Annotated in this window: 20 protein-coding genes and 1 pseudogene; 11 read left to right on the top strand and 10 right to left on the bottom strand. The window is 63.6% G+C overall.

What is annotated here, in order from left to right; all coding sequences use genetic code 11:
- Position 1 precedes the first annotated feature (1 nt).
- Positions 2 to 700, bottom strand: coding sequence for an RES family NAD+ phosphorylase (locus tag LB555_RS28310; RefSeq protein ID WP_141906936.1), 699 nt, complete (start codon positions 698 to 700; stop codon positions 2 to 4).
- Complete coding sequence (locus tag LB555_RS28305; RefSeq protein ID WP_224684293.1) at positions 694 to 1,104, bottom strand: MbcA/ParS/Xre antitoxin family protein; 411 nt, start codon at positions 1,102 to 1,104, stop codon at positions 694 to 696. Before LB555_RS28305 ends, LB555_RS28310 begins: the two co-directional genes overlap by 7 nt.
- Positions 1,105 to 1,386: 282 nt before the next feature.
- Here LB555_RS28305 and LB555_RS28300 point away from each other — a divergent pair, with 282 nt between their 5' ends.
- Positions 1,387 to 2,271 carry a GyrI-like domain-containing protein gene (locus tag LB555_RS28300; RefSeq protein WP_224684309.1) on the top strand — a complete coding sequence of 295 codons (885 nt, stop codon included), beginning with the start codon at positions 1,387 to 1,389 and terminating at the stop codon, positions 2,269 to 2,271.
- 64 nt (positions 2,272 to 2,335) lie between these two features.
- Here LB555_RS28300 and LB555_RS28295 read toward each other — a convergent pair whose 3' ends face one another.
- From LB555_RS28295 to LB555_RS28270, 6 genes and pseudogenes are all read right to left on the bottom strand, one after another.
- A complete protein-coding gene (locus tag LB555_RS28295) occupies positions 2,336 to 3,769 on the bottom strand; it encodes an aldehyde dehydrogenase family protein (RefSeq protein ID WP_224684292.1) in 1,434 nt (477 codons plus the stop codon).
- A gap of 151 nt (positions 3,770 to 3,920) precedes the next feature.
- The gene (locus LB555_RS28290; RefSeq protein WP_224684291.1) at positions 3,921 to 4,304 is read right to left on the bottom strand and encodes an ACT domain-containing protein; all 384 of its coding nucleotides are present in this window, start codon (positions 4,302 to 4,304) and stop codon (positions 3,921 to 3,923) included.
- A gap of 16 nt (positions 4,305 to 4,320) precedes the next feature.
- Positions 4,321 to 4,785 carry a GNAT family N-acetyltransferase gene (locus LB555_RS28285; protein ID WP_224684290.1) on the bottom strand — a complete coding sequence of 155 codons (465 nt, stop codon included), beginning with the start codon at positions 4,783 to 4,785 and terminating at the stop codon, positions 4,321 to 4,323.
- A gap of 269 nt (positions 4,786 to 5,054) precedes the next feature.
- A complete protein-coding gene (locus LB555_RS28280; protein ID WP_224684289.1) occupies positions 5,055 to 6,044 on the bottom strand; it encodes an aldo/keto reductase in 990 nt (329 codons plus the stop codon).
- 2 nt (positions 6,045 to 6,046) lie between these two features.
- Positions 6,047 to 6,388, bottom strand: coding sequence for a carboxymuconolactone decarboxylase family protein (locus tag LB555_RS28275; protein WP_224684288.1), 342 nt, complete (start codon positions 6,386 to 6,388; stop codon positions 6,047 to 6,049).
- A 45-nt stretch (positions 6,389 to 6,433) separates the two neighbouring features.
- Positions 6,434 to 6,825, bottom strand: a pseudogene (locus LB555_RS28270) (cupin domain-containing protein).
- Positions 6,826 to 6,970: 145 nt separating this feature from the next.
- Here LB555_RS28270 and LB555_RS28265 point away from each other — a divergent pair.
- The 4 genes from LB555_RS28265 (at position 6,971) to LB555_RS28250 (ending at position 11,060) form a co-directional block, all read left to right on the top strand.
- Positions 6,971 to 7,864 carry a LysR family transcriptional regulator gene (locus tag LB555_RS28265; RefSeq protein WP_224684287.1) on the top strand — a complete coding sequence of 298 codons (894 nt, stop codon included), beginning with the start codon at positions 6,971 to 6,973 and terminating at the stop codon, positions 7,862 to 7,864.
- A 63-nt stretch (positions 7,865 to 7,927) separates the two neighbouring features.
- Positions 7,928 to 9,367 carry a PAS domain S-box protein gene (locus LB555_RS28260; protein ID WP_224684286.1) on the top strand — a complete coding sequence of 480 codons (1,440 nt, stop codon included), beginning with the start codon at positions 7,928 to 7,930 and terminating at the stop codon, positions 9,365 to 9,367.
- A 111-nt stretch (positions 9,368 to 9,478) separates the two neighbouring features.
- Complete coding sequence (locus LB555_RS28255) at positions 9,479 to 9,865, top strand: ester cyclase (protein WP_015316775.1); 387 nt, start codon at positions 9,479 to 9,481, stop codon at positions 9,863 to 9,865.
- A 130-nt stretch (positions 9,866 to 9,995) separates the two neighbouring features.
- Positions 9,996 to 11,060, top strand: a complete 1,065-nt coding sequence (locus LB555_RS28250) for a YeiH family protein (RefSeq protein ID WP_224684285.1) — start codon at positions 9,996 to 9,998, stop codon at positions 11,058 to 11,060.
- Here LB555_RS28250 and LB555_RS28245 read toward each other — a convergent pair whose 3' ends face one another.
- Positions 11,061 to 11,558: a GAF domain-containing protein gene (locus tag LB555_RS28245; protein ID WP_224684284.1), complete on the bottom strand. Its 498-nt coding sequence runs from the start codon at positions 11,556 to 11,558 to the stop codon at positions 11,061 to 11,063.
- Positions 11,559 to 11,881: 323 nt separating this feature from the next.
- On the opposite strand from LB555_RS28245, the gene LB555_RS28240 reads away from it, so the two are divergent.
- The 6 genes from LB555_RS28240 (at position 11,882) to LB555_RS28215 (ending at position 18,935) form a co-directional block, all read left to right on the top strand.
- Entirely contained in the window at positions 11,882 to 12,115 is a 234-nt protein-coding gene (locus tag LB555_RS28240; RefSeq protein ID WP_015316770.1) for a hypothetical protein, read from the top strand.
- 381 nt (positions 12,116 to 12,496) lie between these two features.
- On the top strand, positions 12,497 to 13,540 hold the full coding sequence (locus LB555_RS28235) for a LacI family DNA-binding transcriptional regulator (protein WP_140663571.1): 1,044 nt from the start codon (positions 12,497 to 12,499) through the stop codon (positions 13,538 to 13,540).
- Between the two features lie 74 nt (positions 13,541 to 13,614).
- Entirely contained in the window at positions 13,615 to 14,892 is a 1,278-nt protein-coding gene (locus tag LB555_RS28230) for an ABC transporter substrate-binding protein (RefSeq protein ID WP_140716548.1), read from the top strand.
- Between the two features lie 172 nt (positions 14,893 to 15,064).
- Positions 15,065 to 15,991: a carbohydrate ABC transporter permease gene (locus LB555_RS28225; RefSeq protein WP_140724950.1), complete on the top strand. Its 927-nt coding sequence runs from the start codon at positions 15,065 to 15,067 to the stop codon at positions 15,989 to 15,991.
- Positions 15,991 to 16,848 (top strand): carbohydrate ABC transporter permease, encoded by an 858-nt coding sequence (locus LB555_RS28220; RefSeq protein WP_224644177.1) that lies wholly within the window; start codon positions 15,991 to 15,993, stop codon positions 16,846 to 16,848. Before LB555_RS28225 ends, LB555_RS28220 begins: the two co-directional genes overlap by 1 nt.
- Positions 16,849 to 16,934: 86 nt before the next feature.
- On the top strand, positions 16,935 to 18,935 hold the full coding sequence (locus tag LB555_RS28215; RefSeq protein ID WP_224684283.1) for a glycoside hydrolase family 127 protein: 2,001 nt from the start codon (positions 16,935 to 16,937) through the stop codon (positions 18,933 to 18,935).
- 30 nt (positions 18,936 to 18,965) lie between these two features.
- Here LB555_RS28215 and LB555_RS28210 read toward each other — a convergent pair whose 3' ends face one another.
- Positions 18,966 to 20,060 (bottom strand): acyltransferase family protein, encoded by a 1,095-nt coding sequence (locus tag LB555_RS28210; protein ID WP_224684282.1) that lies wholly within the window; start codon positions 20,058 to 20,060, stop codon positions 18,966 to 18,968.
- Positions 20,061 to 20,288: the final 228 nt, after the last annotated feature.

The following is a 20,288-nucleotide window of genomic DNA, read 5'->3' as shown; positions in this document are numbered from 1 at the left end:
CTCACACCACTTCCAGCACCTTGCCCGTGTCGTGCTGGCGCACGAAATCGACGCGGCCGCCGTCCCAGTGGTAACTGTAGTGGCGGCCCTGCACAGGGACACCGATGACGTCGGGCCAGAAGATGCCGATGCACTCCCCATCGGGCATGCGCACGCTGTTCCACACCAGCCCGTCGCTGCCGGCGGCCCGCAGCGCCCGCCCTTCCGCCTGCGACGCCGTGTAGTCGTCGGGATCGAGCACGCCGGGCACGGCGTTGACGTCGTCGAGGTCGCGATCGACGCTGCCGATCAGCACGCGGAAATCGGCCGTCCAGCCGGGCGCCTCGTTGGTGGCGCGCATGAATTTCTGGTGATGGTGGATGGTTTCGGCCAGCGCCACGTCCTCGCTGTCGCCGGCATAGTAGATGCCGTAGCTGCCGTCCGAAAACCGGCCGGGCCGAAGGACGGAACAATGCACGAAAGGCGCCATGACGAAACTGGCGCCGGGACCGGAAACCCGCCTTGCGGCCGGCACCTTGCCGAGATCGCCAAGCTCCAGCCGGATGCGCGGGTTGGTCTTCTCCTCGACGGCGGCGAGTGCCTCCCAGTCGCGCGGATCGGCGATGTCCTCAAAGAGATCGATCGGCGGATGGATGGAGCGGATGATGCGGTAGGTCTGGGGCCAGTGGACGCGGCGCCGGACCGCGAGCCCACTCACCATGCACCACGCTCCGCGTCGAGCCATTCGCGCATCGCCGCGAGATCGGAAATGTCGCCGCGCAGCATCACGTCGAGCGCCGACTGCCCGCCGAAGGTGGCATTGGGCTTGCGTATCCAGGCATAGCCGCGCGCCGGCTCGGTGAAGAGGTAACGCAGCCCCTTGTGGATGCCCATCAGATGCGCCATGCGGGTGCGCAGGTCGCGGTCGATCCGGCCGATGCCGCCCTCCTTCCAGCGCGCCCAGGTGCGCGCCGAAATGCCGCCAAGCAGGACGCAGGCCTCGAAGTCGGTGAGATTCCAGGCCTTGAATAGGTTGATCGTGGTGCGCGCCAAAGCGCCTGCCTCTTCATCCGAAATGGCTGAGCCGACAGTGGCCGGTGTGGCGGTGATGGCTTGAAGCTGCATGTTTAGACCTCGCTAATTGGCAGATATATAGCATGTATATGCCAATTGGCAAGGCGGGGAGCCATTGCCAGTGAAGACCGCACTGATGGCGATTAGATGGTCCGAACAATATTGCATCAACAATTACGGTCGAATTTCCCGGTAGTTGGATTTCCAACTAAGGTCGCGCGTGCCCCTAAACGGTCCTTGGCGCGGTTCCGCGACCCGTGACAAACCGCAAGATCGGTCGAGCGCGTCATGTCCGCATACGCTTTAGCTGGTGCTGCCACGGAGAACGGAATGATGAATGCGGCGCTTCAAAACTACCATGCCCGGATGCAGAGAGTGTTGGATCATATCGACCAGCATTTGAACGGCAATCTGGACCTGGATGCTTTGAGCGGCATCGCGGCATTTTCCAAATACCATTTCCACCGGCAGTTCACGGCGACCTTCGGGCTGTCCGTGCATCGCTATGTCCAGCTTGCCCGCATGAAGCGCGCTTCATACCGGCTGGCCTTCAGGGATGCCGAAAGCGTCACTGACATAGCAATGGATGCCGGTTACGATGCACCGGACGCCTTCGCCCGCGCCTTTCGGCAACGGTTCGGGCAGTCTCCTTCATCGTTCCGGAAGTCGCCCGACTGGGCACCGTGGCTTGCGGCCTTCGGGCCTATGGACAATGCAAGGAGCAAGCTCATGCACATTACCTATGACCACGACGACGTGACGATCCGCGATGTGCCCCCGACGCCGGTGGCGATCATGGAACATCGAGGCGACCGGGCGACACTCGGCGACACCATCCAGCGGTTCATCGCCTGGCGCAAGGCCGCCGGCCTGTCGCCGGAGACGAGCCCGACTTTCAACGTCTTCCGTTCCGAGAGGATCCCCGCCAACCCAGCCGATTACAGCATGGACCTGTGTGTCGGGACTGACCTGCCGATCGACGCTGATGACGGGCAAATGATGGCTGGCGTGATCCCCGGCGGACGCTGCGCCGTGTTGCGCGTCGTCCACAATACCAATAACCTAGAGCCAGCCGCGCTCTACCTTTATCGCGACTGGCTTCCTGCCAGCGGCGAGGAAGCGCGTGACTTCCCGATCTATTGCCAACGGCACTTTTCGATGTTCCCGAATGTGCCGGTGCCTGATGTGGTCTGCGAATTGTTTCTGCCGCTGAAATAGAGCCTTCTGACGGGACCTGTCCCTTCTGACCGGGCCGGCGTTGCGCCGGCCCGAAAGTCCTGCACTACTCCGCCGCCTCGTACCCCGCGATGCCCTTGATCTCGAGGAAATCCTCGAGCCCGTATTCGGCGTATTCGCGGCCGTTGCCCGACTGCTTGTAGCCGCCGAAGGGCAGGCCGGCGTCCCATTGGGGATAGTTGATGTAGACATTGCCCGAGCGCATGCGGGCCGCGACCTCGCGCGCCTTCTGTAGGTCCTTGGCCTGGATGTAGGAGGCAAGGCCGTAGACGGTGTCGTTGGCCTGCTCGACAGCCTGCTCGACCTTGTCGTAGGGCAGGATCGCCAACACCGGCCCGAAAACCTCCTCGCGCGCGATGCGCATGTCGTGGGTGACGTCGGCGAACACGGTCGGCCTGACATAGTAGCCGCGATTGAGTTCGGCAGGCCGGCCGGGGCCGCCGGCGACCAGCCTGGCACCCTCGTCGATGCCGCTCTGGATCAGGTCCTGGATCTTGTCGAACTGGACCTGGCTGACGACTGGGCCGAGCTTGGTGTTGGCGCCGTCGGCCGGACCGACCGTGAAGCTTTCCGCCGCCGTCCTGGCATATCCCGCGGCCTCGTCGTGGCGGTCGCGCGGCACGAACATGCGCGTCGGCGCGTTGCAGGACTGGCCGCTGTTGCTGAAGCAGCCGGCGACGCCCTTGCTGACGGCGGTGGCGAGGTCGACATCCGGGAACAGGATGTTGGCCGACTTGCCGCCAAGCTCCTGATGCACGCGCTTGACGGTGTCGGCGGCAGCCTTGGCCACCAATATGCCTGCCCGGGTCGAACCGGTGAACGACATCATGTCGATGTCGGGATGGCTGGACAGCGCCTGGCCGACGCCAGGGCCGTCGCCGTTGACGAGGTTGAACACGCCCTTCGGCACGCCGGCCTCGTCGATGATTTCGGCGAAGATGATGGCGTTGACCGGCGCGATTTCCGAGGGCTTCAGCACCATGGTGCAGCCGGCGGCGAGTGCCGGACCGACCTTGCAGGTGATCTGGTTCAGCGGCCAGTTCCAGGGCGTGATCAGGCCGACGACGCCGATCGGCTCCTTGACCACGAGATGGTTGCCCTTGACGTGGCGGAACTGGAAATTCTTCAGCGTCTCGGCCATTTTGGCCAGATGCGCCAGGCCGATGCCGACCTGGCTGTCGAGCGCCATCTGGCGCGGCGCGCCCATCTCGCGCGACACGGCGACCGCCAGGTCCTTGCTGCGCTTCTTGTAGACCTCGATGACGCGGTTGAGGATGTCGAGGCGCTCCTCGACCGAGGTGAAGCCATATGTGTTGAAGGCGCGCTTGGCGGCGGCCACAGCCTTGTCGACATCGGCCCTGGAGCCGAGCGAGATCCGCGCAAAGGCGTCCTCGTTCGATGGATCGATGACGTCGAGCGTGTTGGGCACGACAGGATCGACCCACGCGCCATCGATGTAGAACTGCAGATCGTGTGACATGATCTCTCCTTGAGGTGCCGCATGGCCGGTCAGGCCGTGACATCTGGCCAGAAATAACGATGCGCGAACGGCGCTGTCAAACGCAACCCCCGAACTGGTTGAGCCAGCGCGGCAGTGGTTGAGCCAGAGGGCTGGACCAGCGATGAGCGGACTATAGCAGCGTATGCCCGGCTTCGCCCAGCAAACCTCTTGCCGCAGGCTCGTCAGCCGCTTTCACCAGCAGGTGGTCGCCATCGAAGGTCGATACCAGGAAGATGCCTAGCCCGTTTTCCGACAGCGGCCTGATGACGGACAGCACGATGCCGGTTTCGTCGAACGCGAACGGCCCCTGCAATTTGAAGGCGACCCAGTCGCGGTCATGCTTGACGGCATCGGGCACGCGATCCTGAAGGCAGGTGATCGAGAGCTCGTCGTCGGTCCTGGTGATGCTGACGAAACCTGGTCCGTCCGCCCAGCCAGGAATACCGTCAGCGGCTTGAAGCCGCGAAATCGCATAGAGCCCGGACAGTTGCTTCAGCGCTACCCTCGCAGCCATCGTCGCGCTCCGATCGTCATGCCAACCTCTTGCTCATATAGACCGTCACCCCATTCATGAACGGCTCTTCCCGGTCGACCGTATAGCCGTGCCGCTTGTAGAGCGACACGTTGGCTTCGAAGGCGCCGTTGGTCAACAGGCGAAGCTCGTTGCGGCCCGCCTCGCGCGCCTTGATTTCCGCACGCTCCAGCAGGAGCCGGCCGATGCCCCTGCCCTGCGCTTCCGGCGCGACGCAGACGTTCTCGATCCACAGGTGATCGTCGGCCAGCGTGGTCTCGATCATGCCGACGATGCGGCCGTCCTCGACGGCGAGGTCGAACCGATGCTCGGCGATGGCCTTTTCGTAGTCGGCGCGCATCGGCAGCGGCTCGCGGCCGATCACCGGCACCCATTTGGCATAGGCGGCACGCACAATGTCGCGGATGGCGGCGGCATCGGCGGGTTCGGCCGGCCGAAACCGGATGGCAGACTCGATGGTCATGACAGTGCTCCAAGCATGAAAAACCCCGCCGGCTGTTGTCGCGGGCGGGGCTGGAAACGAGCGAACCGGATTTATCCTGCCGGCCTTTGTCGTCGCGCAATCAGCGTGCCGCTCCGCGCTGGGCGGAAGCGGCGTCGCTTGGCGATGACGGGCGCGGGAACGAACATGGCGGCAAGCTGGAGCAGCAACGGTCCCGCGTCAAGACACCGCCTCGGCCTGTCATTGGGCCAAACCGTCGGCAACGCCTTGGCCTGATACGGCTGGGACCCTCAGCGATCGATCCTCGCCGCCTGTTGCGGGGAGTATCGTTCTCCCTGGACGGCAATCGCCGAGACCGCGTTCTCGATATCGCGAAGATCGTCCGCGGTCAGGGCAACGGCGAGAGATCCGATGTTTTCCTCAAGGCGGTTTAGCTTGGTCGTACCTGGGATCGGAACGATCCAGGGCTTGCGCGCCAGCAGCCAGGCAAGCGCGACCTGTGCCGATGTCGCGTTCTTGTCAGCCGCGATCGCGACGATGGCGTCGACCAGTGCCTGGTTTGCCTGGCGGGCTTCCTCCGTGAACCGCGGAACGCTGTTGCGGAAATCGTTGGCATCGAACGTCGTCCCGGCGTTGATGGCGCCGGTGAGGAAACCCTTGCCCAGCGGACTGAAAGGCACGAAGCCGATTCCCAGTTCCTCGAGGGCCGGCAGGATCGCCTCCTCGGGCTCACGCCACCAGAGTGAATATTCGCTCTGAAGCGCGGCGACCGGCTGCACCGCATGAGCGCGGCGGATGGTGCGCACGCCCGCTTCCGAGAGGCCGAAATGCTTCACCTTGCCTTGGCTGATCAAGTCCTTCACCACGCCAGCCACCTCTTCGATCGGCACGACCGGATCGACCCGATGCTGGTAGAGAAGATCGATGTAGTCCGTCCTCAGCCGCTTGAGAGAGGCCTCGACGACGTCGCGAATATGCTGCGGCCGGCTGTCCATGCCCTGGTGTCCGGCCGCACCGGCGATGTCGATGCCGAATTTGGTGGCGATCACCACCTGGTCGCGGATTGGCTGCAACGCCTCGCCGACGACCTCTTCGTTCCTGAACGGTCCGTAGACCTCCGCCGTGTCGAAGAAGGTGACCCCGCGCTCGAATGCCGCCCGGATCAGACGGACTGCATCCGGGGTCTCCATCGGCTGCCCATATGACTGGCTCATGCCCATGCAGCCAAGGCCGATGGCCGAGACTTCGAGGCCGCTGTTTCCAAGTGCGCGCTTTTGCATTGTCACTGTCCCTTCTTCTCGGCGTCGGCCTGTTCGAAGACGTTGCGGGCGATGCCGATCGCGGTGCTTGCCGGCGGCCATCCAGCATAGAAGGCAAGATGCGTGATGGCCTCGATGAGCTCGTCAGGGGTTACGCCATTCTCGAGCGCCCGCTTCATGTGGAACGGCATCTCGTTGATCCGGTAGCCCGAGACCAGGCTGGCGACGGTGACCAGGCTGCGGTCGCGCGGCGAGAGGCCGGGGCGTTTCCAGACGTCGCCGAAAAGCACCTCGTCGGTATAGGTGCCGAGTGCTGGAGCGATGTCGGAAAACGGGCTTTTGGGAGGCGCTGGGGCATCGGTCATGAGGGTCTCCTTCTTGTGCTATCGGTGGGTGCGCGGCCTGGTCGGTCAAATCCCGTATTGTTCGTCGGTGACATGCTCCATCCAGTCGACGACCTTGCCGTCGAGCGCTTCGGCAATGGCGATATGGCTCATCGCCGTTGTCGGCGACGCCCCATGCCAATGCTTTTCGCCGGGCGCGAACCAGATGATGTCGCCGGGACGGATCTGTTGGATCGGCCGGCCTTCGCATTGCACCAGACCGGCGCCCGACAGAACGATAAGTGTCTGGCCGAGCGGGTGCGTGTGCCAGGCCGTGCGCGCGCCGGGCTCGAAGGTCACGGTGGCCCCGCCGACGCGCGCGGGGCCGCTGCCCTTGAAGGGTGCATCGATGCGCACCGCCCCGGTGAAATATTCGGCGGCTTCGCCGAGGGCTGCGAGCCGCTTCGTGTGATCTCCACGTTTTCCGTCCTTTCGTGATGCCGGGAGGACATTGCCGCCAGGCCAGGAGCGCCGGCTTGTTCGGCCGATTGCGTTCTATTTAGGGGCTGCGATGGTCATGAGTAGCTGCTATATCCGGCATGTACTTATGAGAGAAATTCATCAATGCCACGCGACAATCTGAATGAGTTGACCGCCTTCCTCGCCGTCGCGCGCGAGAAGAGCTTCACCAGGGCGGCGGCCAAGCTTGGCGTATCCCAATCGGCGCTCAGCCATGCCTTGCGCACGTTGGAAGAGCGGCTGGGCGTGCGGCTTTTGACCCGCACCACGCGCAGTGTCTCGCCGACCGAAGCCGGCGAACGCCTGGCCCGCACCGTCGGACCGAGGCTCGACGAGATCGAAAGTGAGCTCGCCGCCTTGAGCGCATTGCGAGAAAAGCCCGCCGGGACCATCCGCATCACCGCTGGCGAACATTCGGCCGACACGGTCCTGTGGCCGGCCATCGCCCGGCTGTTGCCGCAATATCCCGACATCCGGGTCGAGATCGTCGTCGACTACGGCCTGACCGACATCGTGGCCGGGCGTTATGACGCCGGCGTACGGCTGGGTGAACAGGTGGCGCGAGACATGATCGCGGTGCGCATCGGTCCCGACATGCGCATGGCGGTGGTCGGCTCGCCGGCCTATTTCGCAAGCCGGCCGAAGCCGCGCATGCCGCAGGACCTGACCGATCACAATTGCATCAACCTGCGCCTGCCGACCCATGGCGGGCTCTATGCCTGGGAGTTCGAGAAGGCCGGACGCGAGCTGAAGGTGCGCGTCGACGGCCAGTTGATCTTCAACACGGCGGGGCTGCGCATGAATGCCGTGTTGGCCGGCGTCGGCCTCGCCTATCTCCCGGAGGATCAAGTGACGGCGCATCTCGCCGATGGCCGCTTGTTGCGGCTCATGGCCGACTGGTGCCCGCCGTTTCCCGGCTATCACCTCTACTATCCCAGCCGCCGCCAGGCGACGCCCGCCTTTACGCTGCTGGTCGATGCGCTGCGTTATCGCGGCTAGCCTACGGGTCCAGGAACCAATTCAGCCGGACAGCGTTCACGGTGGTTAAATGGAACCTTGCGCATGACGGACCTGTCGAACAGTTCGACACTCGATCTATCCCATCAAATCCTCGATAATCTTCCTGTCGCCATCTACACGACCGATAGCGAAGGCAGGATCACCTATTTCAACCGGGCCGCGGCCGATTTTGCCGGGCGCGAGCCCGAGCTCGGAAAAGACCAGTGGTGCGTAACGCACAAGCTGTTCACGACCGACGGGCAGGTGTTGCCGCACGACCAATGCCCGATGGCCGTTGCGTTGCGGGAGAACCGGCCGGTCAGAAACCAGTCGGCCATCTCGCAGCGTCCCGACGGCACGCGCGTGCCCTTCCTTCCCTATCCCACCCCGCTCCATGACGACCAAGGCAGGCTTGTCGGCGCCGTCAACATGCTGTTCGACCTCACCGATCGGCATCTTGCCGACGAGGCCAGGCATCATCTGTCGGCCATCGTGGAATCCTCCTTCGATGCAATCGTCAGCAAGGATTTGAACGGCGTCATCAAGAGCTGGAACTCAGGCGCCCAACGCCTGTTCGGCTACACCGCCGACGAAGCGGTCGGCAGGTCCGTGACGATGCTGATACCCGATGACCATCTGGACGAGGAGCCGCGCATACTGGAGCGCATCCGCAAAGGCGAGCAGGTCGAGACCTACGAGACCATCCGCCGCCGCAAGGACGGCAGCCTAGTGCCCGTATCCCTGACGATCTCGCCCGTACGCAATGCCGTCGGCCGGATCATCGGCGCCTCCAAGATCGCCCGCGACATCTCGATAGCCAAGGAGAGCGAATATCGCATCCGCATGCTGATGCGCGAGGTCAACCATCGGGTCAAGAACCAGTATTCCGTCATCATCTCTATGATCCGCGAGACCAGCAAGAGGTCCTCGACACCGGCGGAGTTCGAACGCCAGGTGCGCGAGCGCATCATGGCGCTGTCGCTCTCGCACGACCTGCTGGTGTCCGGCGACTGGCGAGGCGCGACGATTTTCGAGTTGCTCCTGGCACAAGCCAAACCGTTCGGCAACGAGGAACGGATTTCCATGGCTGGCCCTTCCCTGACGCTGAACCCCAATGCCGTCCAGTATCTCGGCATCGCCTTTCATGAACTGGCGACCAACTCCGCCAAATATGGCGTGCTTTCGGCCGCCGAGGGAACGATATCGGTGCAATGGAAGGTGAGCCAGGCAGGCGCCCTGAAACGGTTCCAGCTGATCTGGAAAGAGCGCGATGGTCCTCAGGTGCAGAACATCGGCCATGGCGGTTTCGGCACCGTCGTGCTCCAGCGCGTCGCTCCAGCAGCTGTAAGTGGCACCGGCGTTCTCGAATATGACAGCCACGGCGTCACCTGGACCCTTGAAGCCCCCTTGTCGCAGCTCGAAGCCTCGGTCGACAGCGAGCACGTCGACCCACAGGCGATCGACGAGGTGATCGGCGGACCGGAATTCGAAGTCCTTCCCTGATGCCGCACTCGCATTCCGGCATCGCCGCTCTATGTCTTCCCCGAACAAGCATTTCTCGCCGTCCGGAACAGTCGTGGAAGACATGCGGTTGGCAAAGCACCGGAGCATGCTATGACCGATGAAGATCTTGCCAATAGCTATCGTGGTTACATCGCCTGCCTCAACGCCCAGGACTGGCGGAGCCTAGACCGCTTCGTACACCAGGAGGTGCACTACAATGGCGACCGGGTCGGCCTGTCGGGTTACCGCGACATGCTGGAGCGGGATTTTCGCGAAATTCCCGATCTCTATTTCGACATCCAACTGCTGATCGCCGATACGCCTTTCATAGCGAGCCGCCTTCAATTCAACTGCACGCCAAAGGAAACTTTTCTCGGCCTGCCGGTCAACGGCAGGAAAGTGTCCTTCAGCGAGAACGTCTTCTACGAGTTTCTCGACGGCAGGATCAGGCACGTCTGGTCGGTGATCGACAAGGCGGCGATCGAAGCGCAGCTGTAGGCCGGCCCCTTTCTCAGCTTTCGAGGGGCCAAGACCGTTCGTAAAAATCGATCATTCTAACGAAAATAATTCGTTGGAAAGATTAGTCTTGGAATGACATTTCTCCGGCGTACTCGCACGGAGAATTGTATTGTCGTCCCTGACTCCCATCGCAAACGGTATTCCGAAAGGCCTGATTTCCGCCGATCTGGCCCAAGGTCGCAAGCGCCTCGATTTCGTGGGGAACGGCATCATTCCCGGCATCGTGCTGGTGGCGATGATCACGGCCGTCGCCTTCTCGGCCCGCAATGTCTCCGGTTTTGCCCTGTTCAGCCCGATGATCCTGGCCGTCGTCGCCGGCATGGTCTATTCCAACGTGCTCGGCACACCGGTGCACGCCAAGGCGGGCATCGCCTTTTCGCAAAAGCGCCTGCTGCGCTTCGCCATCGTGCTGCTCGGCTTCCAGCTGACGCTTGGCCAGGTCGTCTCGATCGGCGCCGGCGGCGTCGGCATCGTCGCACTGACCCTTGGCGCCACCTTCGTCTTCACCATCACGCTCGGCCGGCTGATCGGCGTCGACGCCAAGCTCACCCAGTTGATCGCCGCCGGCACCTCGATCTGCGGTGCCTCGGCGATCGTCGCCACCAACATCGTCACCGATGCGCGCGACGAGGACGTCACCTATGCCGTCGCCTCGATCACCTTGTTCGGCACCATCGCCATGCTCGGCTTCCCGCTGCTGGCGCCGCTGCTCGGCCTCGACCAGCACGCCTTCGGACTGTGGGCCGGCGCCTCCATCCATGAGGTGGCGCAAGTCATCGGCGCCGGTTTCCAGAACGGCACCCAATCCGGCGAGATCGCCACCGTCGCCAAGCTGACCCGCGTCGCCATGCTTGCGCCGATGGTCATCGCGCTCGGCCTGATGGCGCGCCGCAAAAGTGACGACCAGTCGGCTGCACGCCCGCCCATGCCGTGGTTCGTCGCCGCCTTTGTCGCCGTCGTGGCCTTGAACAGCCTGGTTACGATACCAGCCGAAGTGAAGCAGGCGGTAGTGCTGGCCACCACCATCATGCTCACCATGGGGCTGGCCGCCATGGGCCTGCAGGCGGACATTTCGCAACTGCGCTCGCGCGGCCTGCGCCCGCTGGCGCTCGCCTTCTGCGCCTTCCTGTTCATCGGCGGCTTCAGCCTGATGCTGGTGAAGGTCTCAGGGTAACTAATCCTGGAACGAACTCGCCGCGACATAGATCGCCGCCAGCGCCTCGATGCCGGCCTGGTCGGCACTGTCGAAGCGGCCGGGCAGCGGGCTGTCGAGATCGAGCACGCCGAAAACGCCCTCCTCGTCCACAAGCAGCACGACCAGCTCGGAGCGCGAGGCGGCGTCGCAGGCGATGTGGCCGGGGAAATCATGCACGTCCTTGATCAGCATCGAGGTGCCGAGCTCGACCGCCGTTCCGCATACGCCTTGGCCGACGGCGATGCGCACGCAGGCCGGCTTGCCCTGGAAGGGCCCCAGCACAAGTTCCTCGTCCGATGCCAGGAAATAGAAGCCGGCCCAGTTGAGGTCGGGCACCATCTGGAAGATCAGCGCCACGGTGTTGGCGGCGTTGGCGATCGAATCGTGCTCGCCCTCGAGCAGCGCCTCCAATTGCTTGGCAAGGTCGCGGTAGAACGCGGCCTTGTCTGAGATATCGATGGCCTGGGCCGCGAACATGACTTGTCTCCAAACTGGGAATCGCGGTTCCGTTTCCGCAAACCCTGCACCAAACGACCACCGGACCATCCTAGGCAATTCCAGGAAAATGCGAAACGGTTTTCCATTCGAAATTCTGTCCGTTGGCGCCTTGGCGCTATCTCCATTCCCCGCGCAAGATTTGATTCCGGCGGGAGAAAAATTTCAAAAGTATTATTTCGAAGCGCGGTCTCCTGACGCCGACAAGGAGGCCAAATTATTCGAAAGATTGAATTTTTCCTTCCGGGCGCCTATTTATCGAGAAGTTCATTTTCACGATTTCACGCGCGAAGGAGATTTCTTCAATGGCCGACGGCAATCAGACGATCATGCAAAAAGCTGAAGCCCGCTTTGTCGACAAGCAGAAGAAAACCGCGGAGCGCAACAAGGCAACCGCCGAATACATGTCCGAGGCGAGGGCCAGGGAGATCAAGACGGCAAGGCTGAGGGAATTGCGCCTGGCCAAGGAAGAAGCCGATCGCGTGGCGGAAGCGCTGAACCCGGCGCCGAAAAAGAAGCGTGTGGCCAAGAAGGCATAGAGTCACTCCAAGGACGTGAGCGGTCTCCCGCTGGGCTTGCACCAAGTCAAGGAATGCGGCGGCTCAAGCCACGTCTGACGTTCCAGCCATGCAATGATCCTGCCGACCAAGGGCAAGAGGGTCCAGCTCCACACCGCGGCGCGTTCCCTTTCACCTGCCTTTCGGCCTCGAAGATGCGAAACGTCGCGGCCGCGCGAAATAGCGGATGGTACCGAGGAACCCTGATCTGGCCATTTTCCTCTTGATCGGTCCCCCGATCTGGCCTAGCCTTCAAGTTGAGAAAAGGTTTTTCCAGACAGTCCCGATGGGGTTCGGCCGTTAGCCGGGCTTTATTCCGGCCGGTAAGGGAAAACCTTTTTCCAACCAAGGATTTCTGCCGCGATGGCATCGGACGACCAGCCAGTTCCGGTCTTTCCCAAACCCGTCACCTTGCGCGACGTGGCCGCGCAGGCCGGCGTCAGCGTTGCCACTGCATCCAAGGCACTCAATGATCAGGGGCGCATGACCGCCGAGACCCGCGAGCGCATTCGCGAGACGGCGCGCAACCTGGGCTTCCGGCCTAACAGCCTGGCGCAGAGCCTGCTGAGGCGCCGCTCCTTTACTGTCGGCCTGCTCACCAACGACACCTATGGCCGTTTCTCGCTGCCGCTGATGTCGGGCATTTCGGATGCGCTGGTCGATGCCGGCGTCTCGGTATTCCTGTGCAATGTCGAGGAGGATCCCCGTCTCGGCCAGCTCCATGTCGAGGCCATGCTCGACAAGCGCGTCGACGGCATCATTGCCACCGGCAAGCGCATCGACCGCCATCTGCCGATCGATCTCGCCAATTTGCGCATCCCCGTGATCTACGCCTTCACTCAGCCCGATCCCGACGCCGTCGCCTTCGTTTCCGACGATGCCGGGGGGGCGCGGCTGGCCGTCGACCATTTCTGCCGGCTCGGCCGCAAGCGCATCGCCCATGTCACGGGCCCGGCCAGTTTTGCCGTGGTGCATGAACGGGCGCAGGCCTATCGCGCCGCGCTGATCGAGAACGGCCTGTCCGTCATCGAACCCCTGCTCGGCGCCTGGTCGGAAGCCTGGGGGCATGAGGCGGTGACGATCCTTTTCGATGGCGGGGGAGAAAAGCCGGACGCCGTCTTCTGCGGCAACGACCAGATCGCGCGCGGCGTCATCGATGCTCTGCGCGAGCGTGGCTTGAGCGTTCCCGGCGATGTCGGCGTCATCGGCTTCGACAATTGGGAGATCGTGGCCGAGGCGACCCGCCCGCCGCTGACCTCGGTCGACATGAACCTGACAGCGCTCGGCCGCGAGGCCGGGCTGACCCTGCTTTCCCTGGTCGGCGGCAAGCCCGCCGCGCCGGGCATCAGAAAACTGCCGTGCCGGCTGGTGGTGCGGCAGTCCTGCGGCCGCCTGCCCGACGGCTGAAAAGACGGCTGAGAAACGAAGCGCCGCGATCGGCGGCAAGCCGCGCATCGCGGCTAAATGAGGAGGAGGAGAACATGAGGACTTTGATTGCCAAACTGGCCCCGACCAAATTGGCCCTGACCAAATTGACGTTGACGGCTGCCGTTCTGGGTTGCGGCCTGCAATTTGCCGCCGCCGAAACCGCCAACATCTGGGTACGCGCCGACGGCTCGAACTTCATGCCGAGGATCGTCGACGCCTTCAACAAGGCGAACAAGGACCAGGTCAAGCTCGACATTATCCCCAATGCCGAGATCATCCCGAAATATGGCGCGGCCGCGGCCGGCGGCACGGCGCCCGACGCGCTGTCGCTCGACCTGATCTACACGCCCTCCTTCGCGGCCGCCGGCCAGTTGGAGGACATCACCGACTGGGCGAAATCGCTTCCCTATTTCGCCAGCCTGTCGCCCGCGCATGTGAAGACCGGCACCTACAAGGACCGCATTTACGGCCTGCCCTTCTCGGCCGACGCCTCGGTGCTGATCTGGAACAAGAAGCTGTTCAAGCAGGCAGGCCTCGACCCTGAAAAGGGCCCGGCCAACTGGGCCGAGATCGAAGCCGACGCCGAGAAGGTCAACGCGCTTGGCGGCAACATCAAGGGCTTCTACTTCTCCGGCAATTGCGGTGGCTGCAACATCTTCACCTTCACGCCGCTGATCTGGGCCTCGGGCGGCGACATCCTGTCGGAGGACGGCTCCAAGGCGACGCTGGACAGCCCGCAATTGCGCGGCGCCATCGATCTCTACCGCTCGATGGTCAAGAAGGATTTGGTGCCGGCGGGCGCGCAGACCGATACGGGCGCCAATTTCTTTGCCGCCTTCGCCGCCGGCAATATCGGCATCTCGCCCTCCGGCGCCTTCGCCATCGGCGCGCTCAACACGCAATATCCTGATGTCGACTACGGCGTCACCTTCCTGCCGGGCAAGGATGGCAACTGGTCGTCCTTTGCCGGCGGCGACAATTTCGTCGTCACCAAGGGCACCAAGAAACTCGCCGTGGTGAAGGAGTTCCTGGACTTCGCCTATTCGCTCGAAGGCCAGACGATCCTCGCCAAATACGGCAGCCTGCCGGTGCGCGGCGACATCGCCAAGGACGCGCTGAAGGAGCTCGACCCGCGCTACCAGATTGCCGCCGAGGCGATGGCCAAGGGCAAGACGCCGTATTCGGTGGTGTTCAACGACCTGATCAACTCCGCCAACGGCCCGTGGACACAGATGATCAACGAGGTGTTCTTCGGCGACGACGTCGATGGCGCCATAGCAAACGCCCAGGAGACCATGCAGTCGATCATCGACCAGGCGCCGCAGAAGTAGCGCCGCCTCCACCTCCCCCTTGAGGGGAGGTCGGACCGCAGGTCCGGGTGGGGTCGTCTCGGCAGTGCTCGACGTTCCTTGATGTCGGCGCGCTTGGCGGAGGACCCCACCCCCGGCCTTCGGCCGGACCCTCCCCTCGAGGAGGAGGGGACGCAGCGCCAGGGAAACAGCCATGACCACCATCACCGCAACCACCGCCCCACCCCGCGTCCGCAAACGCGTTGGCGCCGGGCGCCGGCAATGGATTGGCCTGCTCTATGTCGCGCCGGCGGTGGCGCTGGTCATGCTGTTCTTCGTCATTCCGCTCGGCATGACGGCCTGGATGTCGCTGCACAACTGGCCCTTGATGGGCGAGCACTCCTTCATCGGCCTCGGCAATTACTGGGCAATCCTGCGCGACACCAGGTTCTGGAACGCGCTGAGATTCACCGGTTACTACACGCTGATCGTCACCATCGCGATCTTCGCCGTCGCCTTTCCGCTGGCGATCTTCATCGAGCGGCCGCGCCCGTTCACCAACCTCTACCGCACCATGTTCTTCATGCCGGCGGTGGTCGGCTTTGCCTCGGCGAGCCTTTTGTGGTCGTGGCTGCTCAACGTCGATTCCGGCCTGTTCAGCCCCGCCGCCTACGATCTCGGCCTGATCGACAAGAAGTTCAACCTGCTCGCCACCTTCCAACCGGCCTTCTGGTCGATCATCGCCATGGTGGTGTGGAAGGTCGCTGGCTTCACCATGATCATCCTGATGACCGGCCTGCAGTCGATCCCGCAGGATCTGCAGGAGGCCGCCGTCATCGACGGCGCCGGGCCGTTCGCCAGGTTCCGGGCGATCACCTTGCCGCTGATGCGCCGCACCCTGGCGCTGGCGCTGATCCTGTCGGTCGCGGGCTCCATCCTTGCCTTCGACCAGTTCTACATCATCCTGCGCGGCGGCCCGCGCAACCAGACGCTGACGGCGGTGTACTGGATCTTCAACCAGTCCTTCGTCTCGTTCAAGCTCGGCTATGGCGCGGCACTCTCGATGGTGCTGCTGGTCATCCTGGTGGCGCTCAGCCTCGTCCAGCTCTGGTTGCTGCGCAAACCCGAGGGGCTCGACTGATGGCGCAGGCGATATCGGGCACAGGCAAGCTTGCCGCGCGCTTGGCCAGGCATTCCACCGGCATCGTCGCCTCGGTGCTGTTCGTGGCGCCGATCGTGTGGACGGTGCTGTCGGCCTTCAAGCCGGCACAGGAGGCGCGCCTGCCGCCCCTGCCGCCCTGGCCGACGACGGGCTTCTCGCTGGAGAACTATCAAACGCTGAACAGTTTCGGCGACGGCCTGTGGGCCTCGGCGCAGAACAGCATCTATGTCTCGGTGATGACGGTCATGCTGTCGGTCATCGTCAGCGTGCTCGCCGGCTACGGTTTTTCGCGGTTTCGGTTCCCGTTCAAGGACTTGTTCTTCGTCCTCATCCTGTCGACGATCATGATCCCGTTCCAGTCGATCCTGACGCCGATCTTCCTGGTGCTGACCAAGCTTGGCCTGCACAACACGCTGACCGGCCTGGTCGGCGTCTATGTGACGCTGCAGCTGCCGTTCTCGATCTTCATGATGCGCAACGCCTTCGACGCGGTGCCGCGCGAGATCGAGGAGGCCGCGCGCATGGACGGCGCCGGCAACGCCACCATGCTCATGAAGGTCATGCTGCCGCTGGTCTGGCCTGGTGTCGTCACCATCGCGCTGTTTGCCTTCCTCGGCGCCTGGAACGAATTCCTCGCTGCCCTGGTGCTGATGACCGACCAGTCCAAGTTCACGCTGCCGGTGATGATGACCGCACTTCAGTCCGGCCGCTTCGGCGCCATCGACTGGGGCGCGGTGCAGGCGGGCGTCACCGTGATGATGGTGCCGTGCCTGATCCTGTTCCTGGCTTTGCAGCGCTTCTACATCCGCGGCCTGATGGCCGGGGCCGTCAAATAGAGCATGATCCCGAAAAGTGGGAACCGGTTTTCGGAAAGATCATGCCCAAACAGAGAGATAGACGTCAGATCGAATGGAGTGAGTTCATGACCGCATCGCCATCCCCCCGGCACGCCACCCCAAATAAATCGCAGGAGACGGGCAAGCCGAAGCTCGCCTTCCGCCCGCTGCCGGTGCCGCAGGTCGACGTGCGCGGCTTCTGGGGCGACCGCGCCGAGGCGGTTGCCACGCGCACCGCCGACATCCTTTACGACCGCTGCGTGGCGGCGCGCATGCTGGAGCAGATCGATCCGGACCAGCCCTCGCCAGGCGTCGTCATTCCGTTCCACTCGCCCTCGCCCGACGAGGCGGCCTCCGCCGGTTTCACCGGCTCGACGGTGACCACGCAGATGTTCTGGGATTCCGATCTCGGCAAGACGATCGAGACCGCGGCCTATTCGCTCTACCGGCGTAAGAATCCCGAACTGGAGAAGAAGATCGACGCCGTCATCGACATGTATGGCAGGCTGCAGCAGGAGGACGGCTATCTCTCCAGCTGGTACCAGCGCATCCAGCCGGGCAAGCGCTGGACCAATCTGCGCGACTGCCATGAGCTTTATTGCGCCGGCCACCTCATCGAGGGCGCGGTCGCCTACTACCAGGCGACGGGCAAGCGCAAGCTGCTCGAGATCATGTGCCGCTATGCCGACCACATCGCTTCGGTGCTGGGGCCCGAGCCCGGCAAGAAAAAGGGCTATTGCGGCCATGAGGAGATCGAGCTGGCGCTGGTCAAGCTGGCGCGGGTGACGGGCGAACAAAAGTACATGGAATTGGCCAAATATTTCATCGACCAGCGCGGGCAGCAGCCGCACTATTTCGACGAGGAGGCGCGCGCCCGTGGCGCCGACCCGAAGGCTTATCATTTCAAGACCTACGAATACAGCCAGTCGCACATACCGGTGCGCGAGCAGGACAAGGTCGTCGGCCACGCGGTGCGGGCCATGTACCTTTATTCGGGGATGGCCGACATCGCGACCGAATATGGCGACGACACGTTGCGGGTGGCGCTCGACCGGCTGTGGGACGACCTCACCACCAAGAACCTCTACATCACCGGCGGGCTCGGCCCGTCGGCGCACAATGAGGGCTTCACCAGCGACTACGACCTGCCCAACGAAACCGCCTATGCCGAGACCTGTGCGTCGGTCGGGCTGGTGTTCTGGGCGAGCCGCATGCTCGGCATGGGGCCGAACGCCCGCTACACCGACATGATGGAGCGCGCGCTCTACAATGGTTCCATTTCCGGCCTGTCGCTCGACGGCTCGCTGTTCTTCTACGAGAACCCGCTGGAAAGCCGGGGCAAGCATAACAGATGGAAATGGCACCGCTGCCCTTGCTGCCCGCCCAATATCGGGCGCATGGTCGCCTCGATCGGCAGCTATTTCTACAGCCTGGCGGACGACGCGCTGGCGGTTCATCTCTATGGCGACTCCACCGCCCGCTTCGACATTGCAGGCACACCGGTCACGCTGACGCAGGCGAGCCGCTATCCCTGGGATGGTGCCGTCGAGATTACCGTTGAGCCGCAGGCGCCGGTAGAGTTCACGCTGCACCTGCGTGTGCCGGCCTGGAGCGGCAACGCCGGCCTGGCCGTCAATGGCGAGACGGTCGACCTCGAGGATTTGACCAGTGATGGCTACGCCGCGATCCGGCGCAGGTGGCAGAAGGGCGACCGTGTCCGGCTCGATCTCGAAATGCCGATCGAGCGGCTCTATGCCAATCCCGAGGTGAGGCAGGATGCCGGCCGCGTCGCGCTGTCGCGCGGGCCGCTGATCTACTGCGTCGAGGCGACCGACAATGACAGCCGCCTGCATCGCTTGACCCTGCCGCGCACGGCCGGCATCGAGGCGCATGACGAACCGGATCTGCTCGGCGGTGTGGTGACGCTTTCAGCCACGGCACAAGCCGATGCCGGGGATGGCTGGCAGGACGGCCTTTATCGCTCCGATCCGCCGGCCAGGGTCGAGACGCGCCTGACCGCCATCCCCTATTTCGCCTGGGACAACCGCGAGCCCGGCGAGATGCTGGTCTGGTTGCGGGACGGTTGATGCCGGCGGCAAACGCCATGGGGCGGCCGGTTATGTCCGGCTTGACTCGGCGGCGGCGGTCAGCGGCTTTTTCGGCGCTGCTTTCGCGGCGCTGCCGTCGATATGCGCCCAGGCCGGCCGCTCGAACAAGAACATGCCGAAGCCGATGCGCTGCACGATGAAGTAGAGCACGACGGGGCTGACGATCGAGACCAGCAGCACCGCCAGGCTGAGCAAGCCCGTGTCGGTCAGCAGGCCGCTTGCCAGTGCGGCGCCGCGGAACAGCGACATCGGAATGGTGAAGGCGACATAGACGACCAGCGAATGTTCGCCCAGCCAGCGCAGCCATTCCATGGCGGGAAATTTCGACAGGAAACCGCCAAGCACGCAAAGCGCCACGGCACCGGCGACGGCCAGGACGAGATGCAGCGGCGGCCATGCCGCCAAGCCCATCTGCATGCCGACCGGCTGCATGGCATAACCTGGCGAATAGACCAGCAGGCCATTGACGACAGCCCACAGGACGAGCCCGGCGACAGCCACAGCCGGGCGGGCTTGCGTCCATTCGACGAGCCGGAACACCAGCGGCGCCATGACGAAGCCAACGTAGAAAAAGACGAAATAGGCGGCGAATTGTTCGACCGCGTAGCTGTCGGGATGCGGCGCCCACATCTGCAGACCGGCGGCGATCGGGATGACGATCCAGGCGGGCACGGCAAGCTGCCGCAGCAGTTTCGCGGCAAGACCGAACACCGCCAGCATGTAGATGAACCACAGGACGCCATAGGGCTGGACGACGGCCATTGCCAGGTCGTGCAGCATGCCGGCGGGATCCCGGCTGAAGATGCCGATCTTCAGCCCGATCGAGATGATCGCCCACAGCACGTAGAAATAGAGGTAATGGACGACGCGCCGGTCGATATAGCGCAGCCACGGCCGGTCGATCACCTGCGACAGGAACAGCCCCGAGATCAGGAAGAATTCCGGCATCCGGAACGGCGTCGCGAAGCCGATGACATAGTGGAGAAAGCCGACGCCGCCTGTATACTCGCCGGTGTTGTAGGCCGAGTACATCATGACCACGAGGATGATCGAGAGGCCTTTGGCCGTGTCCACCCACGGCATGCGCATCGGGCTGCTGTTCATGGCGGCGAATCCAAACCGGCCGGCCCGGCTGGCCAGCCATCATCCCGCGATGTCTAGCACCATCAAGCTTCCCAGATCGTAAACGCGGCTGTCTTGCGGTGAGGCTGGCAGCGTCCGCGGGCCGCCGTGTTGAAGCCGTTGGCAATCATCTGCCGTCCGCGCTGCCCCTCGCCTGCCTGCCGGCATCATCTCCCCGTAAACGGGGCGAGGGACGCCGTTCTCGCCGAT

The sequence above is a fragment of the Mesorhizobium sp. BR-1-1-10 genome, from assembly GCF_020165595.1.
GTDB lineage: Bacteria > Pseudomonadota > Alphaproteobacteria > Rhizobiales > Rhizobiaceae > Mesorhizobium > Mesorhizobium australicum.
Note: the sequence above shows the minus strand (reverse complement) of the source record. Positions and strands in the feature narration are given on the sequence as shown.

What these genes read in the sequence shown, in the direction of transcription:
- LB555_RS28240 (WP_015316770.1), top strand. Translation starts at nt 11,882, where the DNA reads ATGGCCGACGGCAATCAGACGATCATGCAAAAAGCTGAAGCCCGCTTT.
- LB555_RS28260 (WP_224684286.1), top strand. Translation starts at nt 7,928, where the DNA reads ATGACGGACCTGTCGAACAGTTCGACACTCGATCTATCCCATCAAATC.
- LB555_RS28265 (WP_224684287.1), top strand. Translation starts at nt 6,971, where the DNA reads ATGCCACGCGACAATCTGAATGAGTTGACCGCCTTCCTCGCCGTCGCG.
- LB555_RS28295 (WP_224684292.1), bottom strand. Translation starts at nt 3,769, where the DNA reads ATGTCACACGATCTGCAGTTCTACATCGATGGCGCGTGGGTCGATCCT.
- LB555_RS28280 (WP_224684289.1), bottom strand. Translation starts at nt 6,044, where the DNA reads ATGCAAAAGCGCGCACTTGGAAACAGCGGCCTCGAAGTCTCGGCCATC.
- LB555_RS28245 (WP_224684284.1), bottom strand. Translation starts at nt 11,558, where the DNA reads ATGTTCGCGGCCCAGGCCATCGATATCTCAGACAAGGCCGCGTTCTAC.
- LB555_RS28290 (WP_224684291.1), bottom strand. Translation starts at nt 4,304, where the DNA reads ATGGCTGCGAGGGTAGCGCTGAAGCAACTGTCCGGGCTCTATGCGATT.
- LB555_RS28255 (WP_015316775.1), top strand. Translation starts at nt 9,479, where the DNA reads ATGACCGATGAAGATCTTGCCAATAGCTATCGTGGTTACATCGCCTGC.
- LB555_RS28220 (WP_224644177.1), top strand. Translation starts at nt 15,991, where the DNA reads ATGGCGCAGGCGATATCGGGCACAGGCAAGCTTGCCGCGCGCTTGGCC.
- LB555_RS28225 (WP_140724950.1), top strand. Translation starts at nt 15,065, where the DNA reads ATGACCACCATCACCGCAACCACCGCCCCACCCCGCGTCCGCAAACGC.
- LB555_RS28285 (WP_224684290.1), bottom strand. Translation starts at nt 4,785, where the DNA reads ATGACCATCGAGTCTGCCATCCGGTTTCGGCCGGCCGAACCCGCCGAT.
- LB555_RS28300 (WP_224684309.1), top strand. Translation starts at nt 1,387, where the DNA reads ATGAATGCGGCGCTTCAAAACTACCATGCCCGGATGCAGAGAGTGTTG.
- LB555_RS28235 (WP_140663571.1), top strand. Translation starts at nt 12,497, where the DNA reads ATGGCATCGGACGACCAGCCAGTTCCGGTCTTTCCCAAACCCGTCACC.
- LB555_RS28210 (WP_224684282.1), bottom strand. Translation starts at nt 20,060, where the DNA reads ATGAACAGCAGCCCGATGCGCATGCCGTGGGTGGACACGGCCAAAGGC.
- LB555_RS28310 (WP_141906936.1), bottom strand. Translation starts at nt 700, where the DNA reads ATGGTGAGTGGGCTCGCGGTCCGGCGCCGCGTCCACTGGCCCCAGACC.
- LB555_RS28230 (WP_140716548.1), top strand. Translation starts at nt 13,615, where the DNA reads ATGAGGACTTTGATTGCCAAACTGGCCCCGACCAAATTGGCCCTGACC.
- LB555_RS28215 (WP_224684283.1), top strand. Translation starts at nt 16,935, where the DNA reads ATGACCGCATCGCCATCCCCCCGGCACGCCACCCCAAATAAATCGCAG.
- LB555_RS28275 (WP_224684288.1), bottom strand. Translation starts at nt 6,388, where the DNA reads ATGACCGATGCCCCAGCGCCTCCCAAAAGCCCGTTTTCCGACATCGCT.
- LB555_RS28305 (WP_224684293.1), bottom strand. Translation starts at nt 1,104, where the DNA reads ATGCAGCTTCAAGCCATCACCGCCACACCGGCCACTGTCGGCTCAGCC.